This is a genomic window from Pedobacter jaeyakensis, from assembly GCF_054461315.1.
In genome coordinates, this window is sequence record NZ_CM136921.1 from 1,592,774 (window position 1) to 1,610,177 (window position 17,404).

A 17,404-nucleotide genomic window follows, 5' to 3' on the forward strand; every position below is an offset into this window, starting at 1 on the left:
GTTTACCCATATATTATGCCTACCTTTGTTGGTTAATGGAATAGTATATGAGTGATTATAGTGAATTGATATTGAACGACAAAAATTCCGGTAAAATACAAGATCTTGAAAATGCCCTTAATGGGGTTGAAGTAACGTATGCGCTATGGCTGAATGCCAGGAAGAACAGCCAGACAGGCGAGCAGCCGGACAGACTTGGCAATTACTTCCGTTATTTTTATAACGAAAAAGGTATGCAGTTTTATGTGAAAGATGAACTTCCGCGTGAAATAAGGAATGCATGCTGGTCGGCCTATAGAGCCATCTTCGGAAATTCTTAACTCAGGTTAATTTCAAATAAAAAAAGAGGATGCCTTTCTGGACTCCTCTTTTTTTAATTTAAAGCAATTTTATTTGAGCTGGTAAGTAACCAGGTTGCTTTGATTGATGCCGAAAAGTAGCTTGTTATTTATAGCTACTGTACTTCGTACATCCCCTAGTAATTTAAAACCCGATGCACTTTGTGGGATATAGGAATAATCCCCCTTTCCGTCATTTTTAAGAAGTACCCCAAAGTTCGCATCACTCTTTCCGAACTTCAGCCGCGCTTTGGTTATATTTCCGCATAATAGCAAGTCTTTATGCCCGTCTTTGTTATAGTCTAATGTAGTAATCGTGAATATCGGTGCGTATTGTACCTGTGCAGGCAATGCGATCTCCCGGAACTTGCTATTGCCATTGTTGATAAAGGCTACTGTCTTCAAACAATTTGCGGTTAACCGGGAAGCGCCTTTCAACTCCTCTGGTTTAAAAATATCTTTCATGTCTGCATCTGCGTAGCTTTTGTAATCAGCAAAGCGAGTACGCATAATACTCATTTGGTCTAGAAGTTCATCACGTGACACATAAGGATGACTTTTTCCTTGTATGTAAAAACATAGCATTGGATCTACTGAGCCATTGTCGTCAAAATCCTTAAAATATAGCTCTGCCGGTTCTTTTTCGCTGACCTTACATTGTGTATTCAAGCCCATGTTTCCTGCTACGAGATCGGGCTTACCATCACCATTGATATCTTCCAGCAGGATCTTGTTCCACCAGCCGGAGTAATTTTTTCCTAGATAGGCAGTGGTTTTATTGGTTAATTTTCCCTTCTCATTGATCATTATGGTAAGTGGCATCCATTCACCTGCCAGTACCAGGTCAGGTTTATTGTCGCCATTCAGATCTGCCCATTCCGCATCTGTCACCATCCCAATTTTTTGCAATTGTGGTGCAATACTGGAGGTCTGATCGCTGAAGCCGCCCTTGCCATCGCCAATCAATAAATAGCTTTGTGGCGTTTCCGGATACCTTCCAGGAATTACTCTGCCGCCAACAAATAGATCTGTAAAACCATCTCCATTCACATCACCTGCAGCTACGCAGCCTTTACTGCTCAACATAATAGGTAATTTTGACGGACTAACACGGAAGTTTCCTTTTCCATCACCGAGATAGAGTCTGTCCAGCATAAGCTTGTCATCAGTTAGATAGCTACTATATCCACCACTGGCAACATATAGATCTAGCTTCCCATCATTATTGGCATCAAAAAATGTGGCGTCAGCATCCTGCGGTCTTTTTGGTTCATTAAAAGCAGGATTTGATTTGATCGTGAACGAACCATTTTTGTTTTGCATGAATAACATTCCTGGCTGATTTTCATCACCTCCAATGTACAAATCTTCCAGGCCGTCGCCATTCACATCAGCTTTAGCCATGCATGGTCCGCCAAAAGAAAGCGGATTGGTAAGCAAAGGCTGGCGTTTAAAATCATTTATGGTATTTGTCGGCTGGCTAAATGAAACCGGGGATTTAACTTGAGTAAATAACGATGAAACTGACTTTGAAGGAATGGCTTTTTGTAGCGCGTCTTTTTCAGACAGAACTATTGTTTGATTTGTTTTTACCTTACTTAAAATTTGCTGTTTACCACTTGCCCAAGTAATCTTGAGAGAATCAATATTTGCTTTTTCAGAAAGGCCAAAGTGCAAAACAGGACTAACACTGGATTGATAACCTCTTGATGGGTTTTGTTCCAGGTATTGTAATTTGCCTCCACTGTACAGCCATAACCTTGCGCCAACGCCTTGTGTGTTGCCGCCCGCGCCATTTAGTTTAACTTTTAGAAACTGGTTCTTATTTTTTTCTGATGAGGAGTTCTGGTATATAAAAGCTGGGAGATTGATGTTGTTTACAACGATATCCAGATCTCCATCATTATCCAGATCGGCATATGCCGCCCCATTACTGTTGGATGGTAATTCAATACCCCATTCCGTTGTCTTATTGGAAAAAGTAAGATCGCCATTATTCTTAAACAAGTAATTCTTTACATTGGATGAAGGGATTTTGTTAATGACTTCTAATAGGTTTTGCCTGACGATATCTGGGTCCGTTTGTCTTAAAAAGTCTCCCTGATACTTTAGAAAGTCCATGTCTGTATAATCGCGCATATAACCGTTGCTTACAAATAGGTCTTTAAAACCATCGTTATCATAGTCGGCAAACAAAGGTGCCCAGCTCCAATCTGTATTGGAAATTCCGGCTAGTTGCCCGATTTCGCTAAATGTGCCGTTTCCATTATTAATTTGCAGCATGTTGCGCATGTCCTGTTGGTGGAAACCCAGGTTTAGCCGTATGTTATTGTACTCATAATTATCCGGGGCGAATAATTGTTTTTGGCGATGGTTGTCCTCGGGTAGCATATCCACAGTTAATATATCCGCCAGCCCGTCATTGTTGATGTCGGCAACATCATTGCCCATAGAATACATAGAAGTGTGCCCCATGGTACCGCTCAACTGATCTGTAAAAGTACCGTCGCCATTATTTATATATAAGTAGTCCGGTGCAGAATAGTCGTTAGATATATAAATGTCAGACCAGCCATCGTTATTTACGTCGGCAATTCCTGCACCTAAACCATAAGTAAAAGCAGTATTGATTAAACCAGCCTGATCTGTCACATCCGTAAATAAGTTATTGTTGTTCTTAAAAAGCTTTACCCTGATTTTAGGAGCTGGCTCTTTAAGAACTGTTTGTGCAGATTGTTCTTCAAGTGTAGTAAATACTTTAGGGTTATGATTAAGTAGGAAAAGATCCAGATCGTTATCTTTATCATAATCAAAAAATACTGCTTGGGTGCTATAAGAATCGTCATTCAATCCGTAATCGGCAGCTTGTTCTTTAAAAATTGGTGCTCCGGATTGATCGTTACCCTGATTGATATAAAGTTTGTTTTGCCTGTTAGGCGCAGGTAGGCCTCCTGAATAACATTGATAAATGTCTAGCTTTCCATCACCATTTACATCAGCCATGGTAACTCCGGTTTTCCAGGAAGGTTCAAATTCATCAAAACCCGCTTTGGCAGTAATGTCCTCAAATTCCATTTTACCTTTATTGAGGTACAATTTTGCGGGGGTCATATTGCCTGAGAAATAGATGTCGTCCAGTCCGTCATTATTTAGATCTCCAACGGCCACGCCACCACCATTATAAAAATATTGGTACGACATCACATTGGCATGTGGATCTTCTGTGATCACATTGTTGAATTCGATATGCGTTTTTTCTGAAGGCAAGGTAGTAAAAAGGGTATTTTCAGTCTGATTGTTATGTGTATTGTTGCAGGAAAGAAAAAAAATAAATGCAAGCAAGAAGCATCTTGAAGCTAATTTGGAATAGGGATACATTTGGCTAGTAGTGGTTTAATTTCTAATTGAAGATAATGAATTATTTCAAAAATTCTCTATCGGCTGGCGCTAATTTTAGTGCTTAAAAGAATTAGGTACCAATTTGGTTGATAAATGTTGATTTGTTGATAAATTTTAGCAACAGCGAACATATTTAATGGTAAATTGTTAACAGAAAATAAGGCAGAGGAAATACCTAAAAATCGCCTGGTTAATAAGAAAAAAGTCCTGTGAGCGGGAGATCCGTGAAGGGCAGGCAAAACATAAAAAAAGCTCCTGAGATCAGGAGCTTTTATTTTTTCCGGGGTCAGCAGAATGGCATCCCTCAAAGCCATTCTACTGATCCGGAAACGGTCGCATCAACTTTATATTGATACGCCCTTTCACTTATCCCTATACCATTACTTAGGCAAATTGAACGCCAAAATGTAAAGGGTCGTTAAAATAGCATACAACGAAGTTTGTGGAATTCCGGGGATTTATCTTGGGGATTATGATGGACAAAGTGTGGAGATGGCTGCCAAGTCCTTACTTATCTAAAAAAATTCTTATACTAGTAAAATGAAATCTATACTTTCAAACCTGACTTTTCAGGTGTTGGCTGCTATTACTTTTGGTGTGTTCGTTGGTGCGTTCTATCCGGGTTTTGCACCTCAAGCCAAATTGATCAGTCAGAGTTTTATCAATATGATAAGTATGTTGATTGCTCCGATTATTTTTCTGACCATTGTTTTGGGTATTGCCCATATGGGTGATATGAAAAAAGTAGGTCGCGTTGGCGGAAAAGCCCTGCTATATTTTGAGATAGTGACTACGTTTGCCATCGTAGCAGGTATGTTGGTAGCCAATATTTTAAAGCCGGGTATCGGATTAAAAGTAGCTGAAGGCGATGTAGAAAAATTAAAAGCTTATACCGGCCAGGCTGATGGGATTAATTGGCTGGAATTTCTGGCACATATTATCCCTCATAATATCTTTGAAGCTTTTACGAAAGGTGAGATTCTCCAGATCTTATTCTTCGCCATTTTGTTTGGCTATGGTCTTAATAAAATGGGGGAAAGCGGACATTCTTTGCTGAGCACGTTCGACAAAATTTCCAAGGTTTTATTTAACATTATGAAAGTGGTAATGCGGGTAGCGCCCCTAGGTGCCTTTGGAGGAATGGCATATAGTGTAGGTACCTATGGACTGGAGACGCTATTGCCAATGGCGAAATTGATGGGAGCTGTTTACCTGACTTGCTTGCTCTTTATTTTTTTTGTGCTGAATGGGATTTGCTGGTTTTATAAATTTAGCATATGGCAATATCTCAAATACATTAGACAGGAGATCTTGATTGTTTTAGGGACGTCATCATCAGAATCAGTATTACCCAGTATGATGCAGAAGATGGAGGCAATAGGTTGCAAAAAATCTGTGGTGGGCTTGGTCATCCCGACAGGATATTCATTTAATTTGGATGGAACAGCTATCTACCTTTCGATGGCAGTAATATTTCTTTGTCAGGTTTTTAATATAAATTTATCAATTGGTCAGCAATTAAGCGTCCTGGCGGTCTTGATGGTAACTTCAAAAGGTGCGGCAGGTGTAACCGGAAGTGGGTTTATTGTTCTAGCCTCTACATTAACTGCATTGAAGATTATGCCGGTAGAACACATAGCAATATTACTAGGTGTAGATAGATTCATGTCTGAGGCAAGGGCCATTACAAATATGATTGGCAACGGCATTGCCACGATAGTAATTGCAAAGAGCGAGAATGAATTTGACGAAGAAAAATACAAACTGGCGATACAGCCGGCAACAATAGAAAAAAATGAAGAAAGTAGACTATGAAAAGTAAATTAGTACTGGTAATAATTTTGTGCGCATTGATAACGGGATGTGGGGGCATTAGAAAAAAGAACACTGCTAATGATGCAGAACTGGGTTTTAAGCCATTGTTTAATGGCAAGGACATCAATGACTGGTTTGTAAAGATCTATCATCATGAAGTGGGCGAGAACTTTGGTAATACGTTCAGAGTTGTTGATGGCATTATTCAGATCAGGTATGACCAATATGGTGATTTTAACAACCAGTTTGGTCATCTTTATTACAAAACTCCCTTTTCCTATTATCACTTGAAATTCGAATATCGATTCGTGGGCAAACAGCAAAGAGGGGCACCAGACTATACGCTTTTAAATAGTGGTGTAATGTTTCATTCTCAAGACCCCAGAACAATGCTGAAGGAACAGGACTGGCCAATATCGATAGAGATGCAGTTGCTGGCCGGACTCGGGGATGGGAGATCAAGACCAACGGGTAACATGTGCTCTCCCGGTACAGATGTGGTGTATCAAGGAAAAATTGCGACTGACCATTGCATCAACTCTAGTTCAAAGACTTACGATGGAGAGCAGTGGGTTAAAGGTGAATTGATTGTGTTGGGCGATTCACTTATTAAACACATTATAAATGGGGATACCGTCCTTCAGTATTCCAAGCCACAAATAGGTGGAGGAGTTGCCAATGGGTATGATCCAAAGTATAAACAAGACGGTAAGCTGCTGAGCAGCGGTTTCATCGCTTTGCAGAGCGAGGGACAACCTGTAGACTTTAAGAACATTAGAATTAAGGAACTATTGGTTAAAAAGTAGATATGAATAAAAGTAGATTGGAAGCGTTTAGTGATGGGGTTTTAGCTATCATTATAACAATCATGGTATTGGAGTTAAAAGTGCCGCATAATAGCAGTATCGGTGCTTTACTGGATTTATTTCCGGTATTTATGAGCTATATACTTAGCTTCATCTATGTCGGTATTTATTGGAACAATCATCACCACATGATGCAGTTGGTTAAAAAGGTAAATGGGAAAGTATTATGGGCTAACCTCCATTTGCTTTTTTGGCTATCCTTGTTTCCGTTTGCCACAGCATGGATGGGGGAAAATCACTATGAAACCTGGCCAGTAGCAGTTTATGGCTGCGTAATGTTTATGGCTGCCATGGCTTATTTTATCCTGGAACGAACGTTATTGAATTTGCACGGACCCGATTCTGATTTTGCTGCAACATTTAAAAGACAAGGGAAGGATTTGTTATCTACCATCATCTATGCCGTTGCAATAGGGGGAAGTTTTATTTCTCCTGTTATTGGAATTGTTTGTTATGTTGCTGTAGCGATCATATGGTTTATCCCTGATAGCAGGGTAGAGAAAAAACTAAGTTGAATTTTTTTTCAATTGCTTTCGTAATTGAAGCCAGTTTTCTCTAAGTTTGCATCAAAAAATAAGGATACATGAGTGTTTTAGTAAATAAAGATTCAAAAGTTATTGTTCAGGGCTTTACCGGTAATGAGGGTACTTATCATGCTTCTCAGATGATTGAATACGGAACTAATGTTGTAGGCGGTGTTACACCGGGTAAAGGTGGGCAAACTCATCTTGATAAACCGGTTTTTAATACAGTTAAAGATGCCGTTGACAAAGCCGGTGCAAATGTATCCATCATATTTGTTCCACCAGCTTTTGCGGCTGATGCCATTATGGAAGCAGCAGAAGCCGGTATTAAAGTTATAGTGTGCATAACTGAAGGTATCCCAACGAAGGATATGATTCAAGTTAAAGAATATATTTCTGACAAAGACTGTCGTTTAATAGGCCCGAACTGTCCCGGCGTTATCACTGCTGGAGAAGCTAAGATCGGCATCATGCCTGGCTTTATCTTCAAAAAAGGTACGGTAGGCGTAGTTTCAAAATCTGGAACGTTAACTTATGAAGCAGTAGATCAGGTAGTTAAAGCAGGCTTAGGTATTACTACAGCAATTGGTATTGGTGGCGATCCAATTATTGGTACAACTACTAAAGAAGCAGTTGAGCTGTTAATGAACGATCCAGAAACTGAAGGTATCATTATGATCGGTGAAATCGGTGGCGGAATGGAAGCTGAGGCTGCACGCTGGATTAAAGAGAACGGAACTAAACCGGTTGTTGGCTTTATTGCAGGACAGACAGCTCCGGCTGGACGTAGAATGGGACACGCGGGGGCTATAGTAGGTGGTGCTGACGACACAGCAGCTGCGAAGATGAAAATTATGGCAGAATGCGGTATCACCGTGGTAGAAAGCCCGGCTGAAATCGGAGAGGCTATGGTTGCGCTATTAAAAAAATAAAAACCTTCTTGTATAAAACGAAAGCTCTGGTGAATTTCATCGGAGCTTTTCTTTTTTATAAGTACAGCTGATCCGCATCTAACCATAATGACAGTATTATGGCATGAGGTTAAAACTTAGCAACAATGATGTGCGTATATTGCTTTAACTAATCAGATACAGATGAAAGCTTTGATCAATAAAACATTACTTTTAAGCGGTTTGTTCTTGATGACAGGTTTATTGGCCTGCGCCCAGAATCCAAAAAAAGAGGACCCAAAGAAAACAGGAAAGAATATGGAATGGAATAAGTTAACTAAGGAAGAAGAAGATGTGATCGTAAGAAAGGGGACAGAATTCCCCGGTACTGGAAGTCTGCTCAATAATAAGGAAAAAGGTACTTATACTTGCAAGCGTTGCAACGCACCGTTGTACCGCTCTGAATCTAAATTTGAATCACATTGCGGATGGCCAAGCTTTGACGATGAGATTAAAGGGGCTGTACTAAGAATTCCTGATGCAGATGGTACAAGAACAGAAATTGTTTGTGCAAATTGTAAGGCCCACCTTGGGCACGTTTTTATCGGCGAAGGTTTCACAGCTAAAAATACCAGGAACTGTGTAAATTCAATTTCCATGAACTTTGTTCCTGATAAGAAATAAAATTATATTTATAGATATTGCTATAAAGCCCGGGGATAACTTCCCGGGCTTTTTTTTGATAAGTGGTTAGTTTGCTTATGTTTGCTGGCTCACCAACTATAGTAAATATGAAGTATTGTTTATTTTTATGCGGTATGCTTATCTCTTCTTTGGGTTTCGCTCAAAATTCTTCTGAAGAACTTGTATCAAATGTTTCTAATAACAGTGTTGTAACAAATCCTGAAGCGGAAATAGTTTCAACATCTAAAATGTCATTAAAAAGTGGGTATGCCACCTATTATGCGAAGAAGTTTGAGGGGAGAAAAACGACAAGTGGGGCAAGGTATCGTGGTAAAAAAATGACAGCTGCGCATTTAACTCTTCCGTTTGGAACAATAGTCACGGTAACCAATCTGGATAACGGTAAGTCTGTAGACGTAACAGTCAATGACAGAGGCCCTCATTCTAAAAAATATATGATTGACGTTTCGGAAGCTGCGGCGAAGGAACTTGGGTTCTATAAAAAGGGCCAATCTAGGGTAGAAATTAGCTATCTCTTGCCAGAAGATAATACCTAACTATCCTGACATTAAAGTCAGTTTTTTTAAATTATTAACATTACTAGACTTTCCCTAACCCCTTAAAAAGAAATAATTAGCTTTTTTATGGATTGATTATGACTGTAATCTGATCTTTTAAACTCTCGATTTCCTCTAGTTGTTAACAACTTTGTTCTACAAAAAAGGCCTCATACTTTATATTTGTTTTAGTAAGGTTCTTTAATAAATCACACACAGATTTTTAGTTAAAGGTTTAGTATTTAATTGCTTAAGATTGTAGGAATTGAAAAGTTTTTTAATCTTTTATCATTAAGTACGGATTTCTAGGCTGTAAGATTTATGGAGTACCGCCCCCTAATTATCATTCACTATTAAAAAGAGGCAATGCAAGAAGAAGAAGTACTTTTGAAAGAAAACAAGGACAGGTTCGTTCTTTTACCAATTAAGTACCCGGCAATCTGGGAAATGTACAAAAAGAGCGAGGCTAGCTTTTGGACCGCAGAAGAAATTGATCTTTCAGATGATCAAAAACACTGGGACAATTTAAATAGTGGTGAGCGTCATTTTATCTCGCATATTTTAGCCTTCTTCTCAGCAAGTGATGGTATCGTAAATGAAAACCTTGCTGTTAATTTTATGAGTGAGGTGCAATTACCTGAAGCACGATGCTTTTACGGTTTTCAGATTATGATGGAAAACATTCATTCTGAAACTTATGCTTTACTGATTGATACCTACATCAAAGATCCCGAAGAGAAAGACAGGCTATTCCACGCTATAGATACTGTTCCTTGCGTTAAACGTAAAGCAGAATGGGCTTTACGTTGGATAGAGGGCGGTAATTTTGCTGAGCGTCTGGTAGCTTTTGCAGCAGTAGAAGGAATTTTCTTTAGTGGAAGTTTCTGCTCTATTTTCTGGCTTAAAAAACGCGGGTTGATGCCGGGGCTTACTTTCAGTAATGAATTGATCTCGAGAGATGAGGGTATGCACTGTGAATTCGCCTGTCTGTTATATAGCATGCTCTCTAATAAACTTACCGAAGAAGCGGTTCATGCGATTATTAAAGATGCCGTAGAAATTGAGAAGGAATTTATTACTGATGCACTTCCGGTAGCATTAATTGGAATGAATGCCAAGCTTATGTCACAGTATATTGAATTTGTAGCCGACAGATGGGTTGGTGAACTTGGATATACCAAAATTTATAATGCCACCAATCCTTTCGATTTTATGGAAATGATTTCCCTTCAGGGAAAAACCAATTTCTTTGAGAAAAGGGTAGGTGATTACCAAAAGAGTGGTGTGTTGACTTCAACAGAAGATAAAGCTTCTGCGTTTTCTCTAGATGACGACTTTTAGTTCCGCAACCCAGTAAAATTTAATCATAGCTTATATTTAAATAGATAACTAAATCCCTGAAATAATATGTTTGTACTAAAAAGAGATGGCCGCAAAGAAGCGGTGAGGTTTGATAAGATAACTGCCCGCATTGAAAAGTTATGTTACGGGTTTAATGCGGAACTAGTAGATCCTATCGATGTAGCAAAAAAGGTAATCGAAGGACTTTACGACGGTGTTACCACATCTGAGCTGGATAACCTGGCAGCAGAAACGGCAGCTTCACTAACAACAAAGCATCCTGATTATGCTTTGCTTGCATCTCGTATTGCAGTATCGAACTTGCATAAAAATACTACAAAGTCTTTTTCCAAAACAATGGAGATGTTGTACACCTACATTGATGCTAAAACAGGAAAGCCTTCCTCGCTAATTGCAGATGACGTTTGGGAAGTAATCAAAGACAATGCTGAGTTGTTGGACAGCACTATTATCTATGACAGGGATTTTGGCTTTGACTACTTTGGCTTCAAAACCTTGGAAAAGTCATACCTTTTGAAAGTTGATGGACAAATCGTTGAACGCCCTCAACATTTGTTCATGCGCGTATCAGTTGGAATTCACAAAGGAGATATAGAAAGTGCTATTGCAACTTATAACTTGATGAGCGAACGTTGGTTTACTCATGCCACGCCGACTTTGTTCAATGCAGCTACACCTAAACCTCAAATGTCTTCTTGCTTCCTTTTAACCATGCAGGATGATAGTATAGAGGGAATTTATGATACCCTGAAACAAACAGCGAAAATATCTCAAAGTGCTGGTGGTATTGGTTTAAGTATTCATAACATCCGCGCTACGGGAGCATATATTGGAGGTACCAATGGAACAAGTAATGGTATTGTGCCAATGCTAAAAGTATTTAATGATACTGCCCGTTATGTAGACCAGGGTGGAGGTAAACGTAAAGGTGCCTTTGCCATTTATCTAGAACCTTGGCATGCTGATGTATTTAGTTTCCTTGATCTGCGTAAGAACCATGGTAAAGAGGAGTTACGTGCCCGTGATTTATTCTACGCCCTTTGGGTATGTGATTTGTTTATGAGACGTGTTGAAGAAAATGGCGACTGGAGTTTATTCTCGCCGGATGAAGCTCCTGGTTTAGCAGATTGCCATAGTGCAGAATTCGATGCGCTATATGAGCGTTACGAAAGAGAAGGAAGAGCCCGTAAAACAATTAAAGCACAAGAATTATGGTTTGCGATCCTTGATTCGCAAATTGAAACCGGTACACCTTACCTATTGTACAAAGACGCTGCAAATAGCAAGTCCAACCAACAGAACCTGGGAACAATTAAGAGTTCTAACTTGTGTACTGAAATTATAGAATATACGTCTAAAGATGAAGTTGCGGTTTGTAATCTTGCTTCCCTTGCTTTACCAAGATTTGTGATCAACGGTGAATTTGACCACCAAAAATTATATGATGTAACTTATCAGGCTACTTTGAACCTGAATAAGATCATCGATTACAACTATTACCCTGTTGAAGAAGCAAGAAATTCGAATATGCGCCACAGACCTGTGGGTTTAGGGGTGCAGGGATTAGCAGATGCATTTATTTTAATGCGCCTGCCTTTCGAAAGTGAGGGCGCCCGTATTTTAAATAAAGAGATCTTTGAGACTATTTATTTCGCATCAATGACTGCTTCTCATGATCTGGCTGTAAAAAATGGACCTTACCAAACTTTTGAAGGTTCACCACTTTCTAAAGGCAAATTCCAATTTGATCTATGGAATGTTACTCCAGATAGTAACCGCTGGGATTGGGAAACTTTGCGTGAAAAGGTAATTAAGGACGGTGTTTACAACTCTTTGTTAGTTGCTCCTATGCCAACTGCATCTACTTCACAAATATTGGGTAACAATGAATGTTTCGAGCCATATACTTCCAATATCTATACAAGACGTGTATTAAGTGGTGAATTTATCGTGGTAAACAAACATTTGTTAAAAGATCTTGTAGCACTTGGATTATGGACCCCAGCTATGAAAGATAGAATTATCCTGGCTAATGGATCTATTCAGGATATCGCTGAGATACCTGATTACATCAAAGAATTATATAAAACTGTTTGGGAAATTAAAATGCGTAGTATTATCGATATGGCTGCCGACAGAGGTGCCTATATCTGCCAATCGCAATCATTAAATCTATTCATAAATGCACCAAATACTTCAAAACTAACCTCAATGCACTTCTATGCGTGGAAAAAGGGACTGAAGACAGGTATGTATTACTTACGTACACAAGCTGCCTCGCAAGCCGTTAAGTTTACCGTAGAGAATCAGGCAGGTAAAAACATGGAGCCAGTAATTCCTGAGCACATTTCACAAAAACAGAGTGCCGAAGAAATTATAGAGGGTCCAGTTTGTACTATGGAAGAAGGCTGTATCAGCTGTTCAGGTTAATATTCTAACCCAATATATTTAAATGCAAAGGGCTGGCATGATTCAAAAATCATAGCCAGCCTTTTCATTTTTACATTAATTATTTGCTGTAAATACCACTACTGGCACGATAACCTGCCGAAGTATTGACATACCAGTCTTTAAAGGAAGTGCCTCCAGATTTTACCCAGTCGTTAAAATGAAGATACGCTTCAGTGATAGGTTTAAACTCTATTGGATAACTAAAGGTATCCGTAAAGCTTAGCCCCCATGGGGAACTGTCTTTGCTCAGGAAATACCGCCCTGTTGCGGGAGTACTGTTGTCGTCGCCTGTCCCAAGTAAACTGGTGTTTATCTTGTCTGTTGGTACATTATTAGGTAAGTGCACCTCATAACCTCTTTTCAAATTAACGATTAAAAAAGGGTTGAATGGTACCGTTCCAAAGTTTGCCGCTGCAATAGGACTGCCGAATTTCACATTCACAGTAGCTTTTGATGGTGTGGCCTTCGGTTTAGATGGATCCGTATTTACCTGCGGACTTCCATCTGCATTCTTCAGCAAGTTTTCATGATTATCAAACGGAATTATTACCGCTTTCGCCTGGCCAGCCTCCACGCCATTAGATGCTTGTTGGATGTAACTATTCTGCAGACTTTGCCCTGTAACACTACTTACTGCAGATGCCGAAAACGGAAATTGTACCCCAAAGCCATTCTTAAATGTCGCACCGGCGGCAACTGGCATAAATTCTCCAGTCATTTCTACAACAGCATTTTGTGCATTTGCGATAAATGTGTATCTGTAGTTTACCACCAAATCATTGACATCATAATCGCCTCGAGTTGGCCAATTGTCTTCAAATGCCAGTGTAGACCAACCTGAGCTTGAAGGGGAATAAGTGGTGAACGCTCTAGATGCGTCATTTGGATAATCATCAAGCTGATCAATTACGCCATCATTATCGGCGTCTCCACTCTTATCAATTAGTGAAACACCTGTGTTTGCTATTCCAGTAACTGGGTTAGCAGTTACGTAAGCAACAAGATCATTAAAGTCGTTATCGGAATTTGATTCGCGACTGGTATCCTCAAATCCAAGCAGGTAAAGGCTATGGACGTCGTCATATAACAAGACAGAGTGTTTTCTCCTGGAACTAGACGCTTCTGGATTGAATTTAGTTTCAGAATAAAACTTAGTACCTGAAGTTGAAACTCCTGAGCCATTCCATGCATTTTGAAGCAATACAAATGCAATAGTTGTTCCGGCTTCAAATCTGCCGAGTTTCACTTTATCACCAGAAAGTAAACCCCCGCCAGATTGATAACCCGAAGCATTTGGAAATACCATGGTAATTTTATCTATACCGCCTAAAATGCCGCCGAGCGTATTGTTTGTTGGCGGATCATCGGTATCATAGCTATAATAGGCTAAACTGTTTAAATAGCTCGCCCCTTCAGAAACAAATGTTACTGAAATATCGCTTGCCTGCGTCACCACAATATTATTCGTTGCACTGGTAGCTAAATATTCGGGATGAGATGTGGTCAAAGGTTTGCCCTCCGGGAGTGATGCATTGATAAAGTTAAGCAACGTGATGTCAATTGCATCAGGTGTTGCATCCAAGTATTTTGGTCGGCCTAAAGCAAACGGGTAGGTTGAGCTAGTTGCGATAGCATCGCTAGATGAGGTATAAGGTGAAGGATAACCATAGCTAAGGGTTAAAGATTTGCCTCCCGCTATAGTGGATAGTATCGATCCCGGAGCGCCAATAAATGGTGTTACTGTTTCGGGAACGACATCCCCACTTGCCATAAACTGACCGCCCACAATTATATTTAGCGCCGTTTTATCTCCAATTCGAGATTTCACCTTATTCATTAAACCAACAAAATTTGGGCTGATTATCAAAGTATCAAGATATGAAGGAAGGGATACTGTTCCTCTAACATAACCATTCGCATCACTAACTGCACGCAGAAATATCCTTTCAGGATTCGTTGGGTCACTAATATTGAGCACAGCGCCTTGAATTGGCTTGTCGCTATTGGTCAAAAGCCTTACCGAAACAGACAAGTCTTTAGTTGTGGCATAACTAAAAGATGATGGCACTTGTGTACCCGTTCCTGGATCTGGAAGGGGATCTTTGGAGCTGTTTTTCTTACATGCGCTAATAGCGGCAATCATAAAAAACAGGCTTAATAGAGGGAAGATTTTCTTTTTCATAACCGTTTTTTTAATAGTAATGTAATAAAGAAAGCCTTCAAAGCAGATGCCGCCTAAGGTTCGTATCTTTGCAACAGGCATGACAAAACATGAAATAATACCTTGTGAACGTTGCGGTTCGCCTATAGAGTGTAAGGCAAATTCCTACACCAAATGCCAATGCAGCGTGGTTCAGTTAACTCTGAACGAAATGCAGTTCATTAGTGAACAGCATGATGGTTGCCTTTGTTCATTTTGTTTATTTTCCCTGCAACAAGAATATCAGTCTACTTTTAGTCAAAATAGCACTGTTGTAGGCGATATCAGGCAGTAGCCTCCGCAACGATTTTAGACGATCCTGCCGCTACCATTTTAGTTTTTTTGGCTAACTTTACCCAAAATTATTTGTTAATTATCAATGGCTAAAGTACAAGTAGGTTTGGTGCAAATGAGCTGCACTAGCAACAAGCAGGAGAATTTAGATAAAGCAATTGTAAAGATCAGGGAAATTGCTGCGCAGGGTGCACAAGTGGTTTGCCTGCAGGAACTTTTTACATCCCTATACTTTTGCGATGAAGAAGACTATCAGAACTTTAAATTGGCCGAGTCCATTCCCGGCCCATCAACCGATGCACTTGCTATCGTTGCAGCAGAATTGAATGTTGTCATAGTGGCTTCTCTCTTTGAAAAACGTGCTGAAGGTTTGTATCACAATACTACAGCTGTATTAGATGCAGATGGCAAATATCTGGGTAAATACCGTAAAATGCACATTCCTGATGACCCGGGTTTTTACGAGAAGTTTTACTTCACGCCTGGCGACCTTGGTTACAAAGTCTTCAAAACCAAATACGCGAAGATCGGTGTGCTGATTTGTTGGGATCAATGGTATCCAGAAGCAGCAAGGCTTACAGCCCTAATGGGTGCAGATTTCCTGGTTTACCCAACTGCGATAGGTTGGGCAACAACACAAGATTTGCCTACCAATACTGAACAATATAATGCCTGGCAAACCATTCAGCGGTCACACGCTATAGCCAATGGAATTCCTGTGGTCAGTATTAACAGGGTTGGAAGAGAAGCAGATATTGAATTTTGGGGAGGATCCTTCGTTTCCAATCCTTTCGGAACCATACTTTACCAAGCACCTCATAACGAAGAAGAACTTAAAGTAGTAGAAATAGATATGTCGAAATCCGACAGCTATAGAACGCACTGGCCGTTTTTGCGCGACAGAAGAATAGACAGTTATTCACAGATCACTAAAAGATATATTGATGACGAATCTATTTGATCATTCGCCCAAAAAGGCAGGTTATAGTTTTCCACCGGAGTGGGCAAAACATGAAGCCACCTGGCTTACCTGGCCACATAAAGAGGAATCCTGGCCGGGTAAAATTGACACCATTTATGCTCCATATTGCCAGTTTATAAAAGCTGTAGCAGAAGGCGAGAAGGTGAGAATCAACGTTAACGATGAAGAAACGAAGGCCTTTGCAATAGAGAAACTTACTGAGCAGGGCGTTGATCTGTCGCAAATAGAGTTTTATTTTAACCCGAGCAATGATGCCTGGTGCCGGGATCATGGCCCGGCTTTCTTGCTTAACCCCGCCGCTGAGTCAAAAAAGGTTATTGTAGATTGGGGTTATAATGCCTGGGGAGGAAAGTATCCCCCTTTTGAGCAAGACGATGTGATACCCACACTTATTGCTGATCATCTGGATATCCCCGTATTTAATCCGGGGATTGTGATGGAAGGAGGTTCAGTTGAATTTAACGGTGCAGGAACCATTTTGACCACTACTGCTTGCCTGTTAAATAAAAACAGAAATCCACATTTAACTAAAGAAGAAATTGAGGAATACCTTAAGGAATGTTATGGTGCCCAGCAAATCTTGTGGTTAGGCGATGGAATAGTTGGCGATGACACTGACGGTCATATTGATGACATTACCCGATTTGTAAATGAAGATACTGTGCTTACAGTTGTAGAAAGTAATCCGCTTGATGAGAACTATTTGTTGCTTCAGGAAAACTTGCAGACCTTGCAAGGCATGACGCTAGTTAATGGAAAGCCATTAAATATCATTAAGTTGCCTATGCCGTCGCCAGTAATACACGAAGACACCAGACTGCCCGCCTCTTACGCAAATTTTTATATTGCTAATGCAGTGGTTGTGGTTCCCACTTTCAGGGATGTGAACGACCAGAAGGCACTTGACATCATACAAGGTGTTTTTCCCGATAGGAAAGTGATTGGAATTGATTCAACGGACATCATTTGGGGGCTCGGGAGCTTTCATTGCCTTAGTCAGCAAGAACCAGCAGTTTAAAAAGATTAATAAGAAAAAGAAATA

Annotated in this window: 14 protein-coding genes; 12 read left to right on the forward strand and 2 right to left on the reverse strand. The window is 40.0% G+C overall.

What is annotated here, in order from left to right:
* Positions 1-47 precede the first annotated feature (47 nt).
* Positions 48-320: a hypothetical protein gene (locus ACXZ1K_RS07015; RefSeq protein WP_458972674.1), complete on the forward strand. Its 273-nt coding sequence runs from the start codon at positions 48-50 to the stop codon at positions 318-320.
* A gap of 69 nt (positions 321-389) precedes the next feature.
* Here ACXZ1K_RS07015 and ACXZ1K_RS07020 read toward each other — a convergent pair whose 3' ends face one another.
* The gene (locus ACXZ1K_RS07020) at positions 390-3,716 is read right to left on the reverse strand and encodes a VCBS repeat-containing protein (protein ID WP_458972675.1); all 3,327 of its coding nucleotides are present in this window, start codon (positions 3,714-3,716) and stop codon (positions 390-392) included.
* 561 nt (positions 3,717-4,277) lie between these two features.
* On the opposite strand from ACXZ1K_RS07020, the gene dctA reads away from it, so the two are divergent.
* The 8 genes from dctA to ACXZ1K_RS07060 all read left to right on the forward strand — a co-directional run bounded on the left by dctA (position 4,278) and on the right by ACXZ1K_RS07060 (position 12,865).
* Positions 4,278-5,552 carry a C4-dicarboxylate transporter DctA gene (gene dctA / locus ACXZ1K_RS07025; protein ID WP_458972676.1) on the forward strand — a complete coding sequence of 425 codons (1,275 nt, stop codon included), beginning with the start codon at positions 4,278-4,280 and terminating at the stop codon, positions 5,550-5,552.
* A complete protein-coding gene (locus ACXZ1K_RS07030) occupies positions 5,549-6,358 on the forward strand; it encodes a 3-keto-disaccharide hydrolase (protein WP_458972677.1) in 810 nt (269 codons plus the stop codon). The genes dctA and ACXZ1K_RS07030 overlap by 4 nt, the downstream gene beginning before the upstream one ends.
* Positions 6,359-6,360: 2 nt before the next feature.
* Positions 6,361-6,933 carry a TMEM175 family protein gene (locus ACXZ1K_RS07035; protein ID WP_458972678.1) on the forward strand — a complete coding sequence of 191 codons (573 nt, stop codon included), beginning with the start codon at positions 6,361-6,363 and terminating at the stop codon, positions 6,931-6,933.
* A 68-nt stretch (positions 6,934-7,001) separates the two neighbouring features.
* Entirely contained in the window at positions 7,002-7,874 is an 873-nt protein-coding gene (gene sucD / locus ACXZ1K_RS07040) for a succinate--CoA ligase subunit alpha (RefSeq protein WP_458972679.1), read from the forward strand.
* 162 nt (positions 7,875-8,036) lie between these two features.
* Positions 8,037-8,516 (forward strand): methionine-R-sulfoxide reductase, encoded by a 480-nt coding sequence (locus tag ACXZ1K_RS07045; protein ID WP_458972680.1) that lies wholly within the window; start codon positions 8,037-8,039, stop codon positions 8,514-8,516.
* A gap of 107 nt (positions 8,517-8,623) precedes the next feature.
* Positions 8,624-9,073, forward strand: coding sequence for a septal ring lytic transglycosylase RlpA family protein (locus ACXZ1K_RS07050; RefSeq protein ID WP_458972681.1), 450 nt, complete (start codon positions 8,624-8,626; stop codon positions 9,071-9,073).
* A gap of 366 nt (positions 9,074-9,439) precedes the next feature.
* A complete protein-coding gene (locus ACXZ1K_RS07055) occupies positions 9,440-10,414 on the forward strand; it encodes a ribonucleoside-diphosphate reductase small subunit (RefSeq protein WP_458972682.1) in 975 nt (324 codons plus the stop codon).
* Between the two features lie 66 nt (positions 10,415-10,480).
* Entirely contained in the window at positions 10,481-12,865 is a 2,385-nt protein-coding gene (locus ACXZ1K_RS07060; RefSeq protein ID WP_458972683.1) for a ribonucleoside-diphosphate reductase subunit alpha, read from the forward strand.
* 79 nt (positions 12,866-12,944) lie between these two features.
* Here the strand turns inward: ACXZ1K_RS07060 and ACXZ1K_RS07065 are convergent, their stop codons facing one another.
* Positions 12,945-15,068 carry an LruC domain-containing protein gene (locus ACXZ1K_RS07065; protein ID WP_458972684.1) on the reverse strand — a complete coding sequence of 708 codons (2,124 nt, stop codon included), beginning with the start codon at positions 15,066-15,068 and terminating at the stop codon, positions 12,945-12,947.
* A gap of 79 nt (positions 15,069-15,147) precedes the next feature.
* Here ACXZ1K_RS07065 and ACXZ1K_RS07070 point away from each other — a divergent pair, with 79 nt between their 5' ends.
* The 3 genes from ACXZ1K_RS07070 to ACXZ1K_RS07080 all read left to right on the forward strand — a co-directional run bounded on the left by ACXZ1K_RS07070 (position 15,148) and on the right by ACXZ1K_RS07080 (position 17,380).
* Complete coding sequence (locus tag ACXZ1K_RS07070; RefSeq protein WP_458973241.1) at positions 15,148-15,381, forward strand: cysteine-rich CWC family protein; 234 nt, start codon at positions 15,148-15,150, stop codon at positions 15,379-15,381.
* An 84-nt stretch (positions 15,382-15,465) separates the two neighbouring features.
* Positions 15,466-16,341, forward strand: a complete 876-nt coding sequence (locus ACXZ1K_RS07075) for a carbon-nitrogen hydrolase (RefSeq protein ID WP_458972685.1) — start codon at positions 15,466-15,468, stop codon at positions 16,339-16,341.
* Positions 16,325-17,380 (forward strand): agmatine deiminase family protein, encoded by a 1,056-nt coding sequence (locus tag ACXZ1K_RS07080; RefSeq protein WP_458972686.1) that lies wholly within the window; start codon positions 16,325-16,327, stop codon positions 17,378-17,380. The genes ACXZ1K_RS07075 and ACXZ1K_RS07080 overlap by 17 nt, the downstream gene beginning before the upstream one ends.
* Positions 17,381-17,404 lie beyond the last annotated feature (24 nt).

Bases quoted from the DNA above. Each gene is read 5' to 3' on its own strand.
- ACXZ1K_RS07015 (WP_458972674.1), top strand. From the start codon at position 48: ATGAGTGATTATAGTGAATTGATATTGAACGACAAAAATTCCGGTAAA.
- ACXZ1K_RS07020 (WP_458972675.1), bottom strand. From the start codon at position 3,716: ATGTATCCCTATTCCAAATTAGCTTCAAGATGCTTCTTGCTTGCATTT.
- dctA (WP_458972676.1), top strand. From the start codon at position 4,278: ATGAAATCTATACTTTCAAACCTGACTTTTCAGGTGTTGGCTGCTATT.
- ACXZ1K_RS07030 (WP_458972677.1), top strand. From the start codon at position 5,549: ATGAAAAGTAAATTAGTACTGGTAATAATTTTGTGCGCATTGATAACG.
- ACXZ1K_RS07035 (WP_458972678.1), top strand. From the start codon at position 6,361: ATGAATAAAAGTAGATTGGAAGCGTTTAGTGATGGGGTTTTAGCTATC.
- sucD (WP_458972679.1), top strand. From the start codon at position 7,002: ATGAGTGTTTTAGTAAATAAAGATTCAAAAGTTATTGTTCAGGGCTTT.
- ACXZ1K_RS07045 (WP_458972680.1), top strand. From the start codon at position 8,037: ATGAAAGCTTTGATCAATAAAACATTACTTTTAAGCGGTTTGTTCTTG.
- ACXZ1K_RS07050 (WP_458972681.1), top strand. From the start codon at position 8,624: ATGAAGTATTGTTTATTTTTATGCGGTATGCTTATCTCTTCTTTGGGT.
- ACXZ1K_RS07055 (WP_458972682.1), top strand. From the start codon at position 9,440: ATGCAAGAAGAAGAAGTACTTTTGAAAGAAAACAAGGACAGGTTCGTT.
- ACXZ1K_RS07060 (WP_458972683.1), top strand. From the start codon at position 10,481: ATGTTTGTACTAAAAAGAGATGGCCGCAAAGAAGCGGTGAGGTTTGAT.
- ACXZ1K_RS07065 (WP_458972684.1), bottom strand. From the start codon at position 15,068: ATGAAAAAGAAAATCTTCCCTCTATTAAGCCTGTTTTTTATGATTGCC.
- ACXZ1K_RS07070 (WP_458973241.1), top strand. From the start codon at position 15,148: ATGACAAAACATGAAATAATACCTTGTGAACGTTGCGGTTCGCCTATA.
- ACXZ1K_RS07075 (WP_458972685.1), top strand. From the start codon at position 15,466: ATGGCTAAAGTACAAGTAGGTTTGGTGCAAATGAGCTGCACTAGCAAC.
- ACXZ1K_RS07080 (WP_458972686.1), top strand. From the start codon at position 16,325: ATGACGAATCTATTTGATCATTCGCCCAAAAAGGCAGGTTATAGTTTT.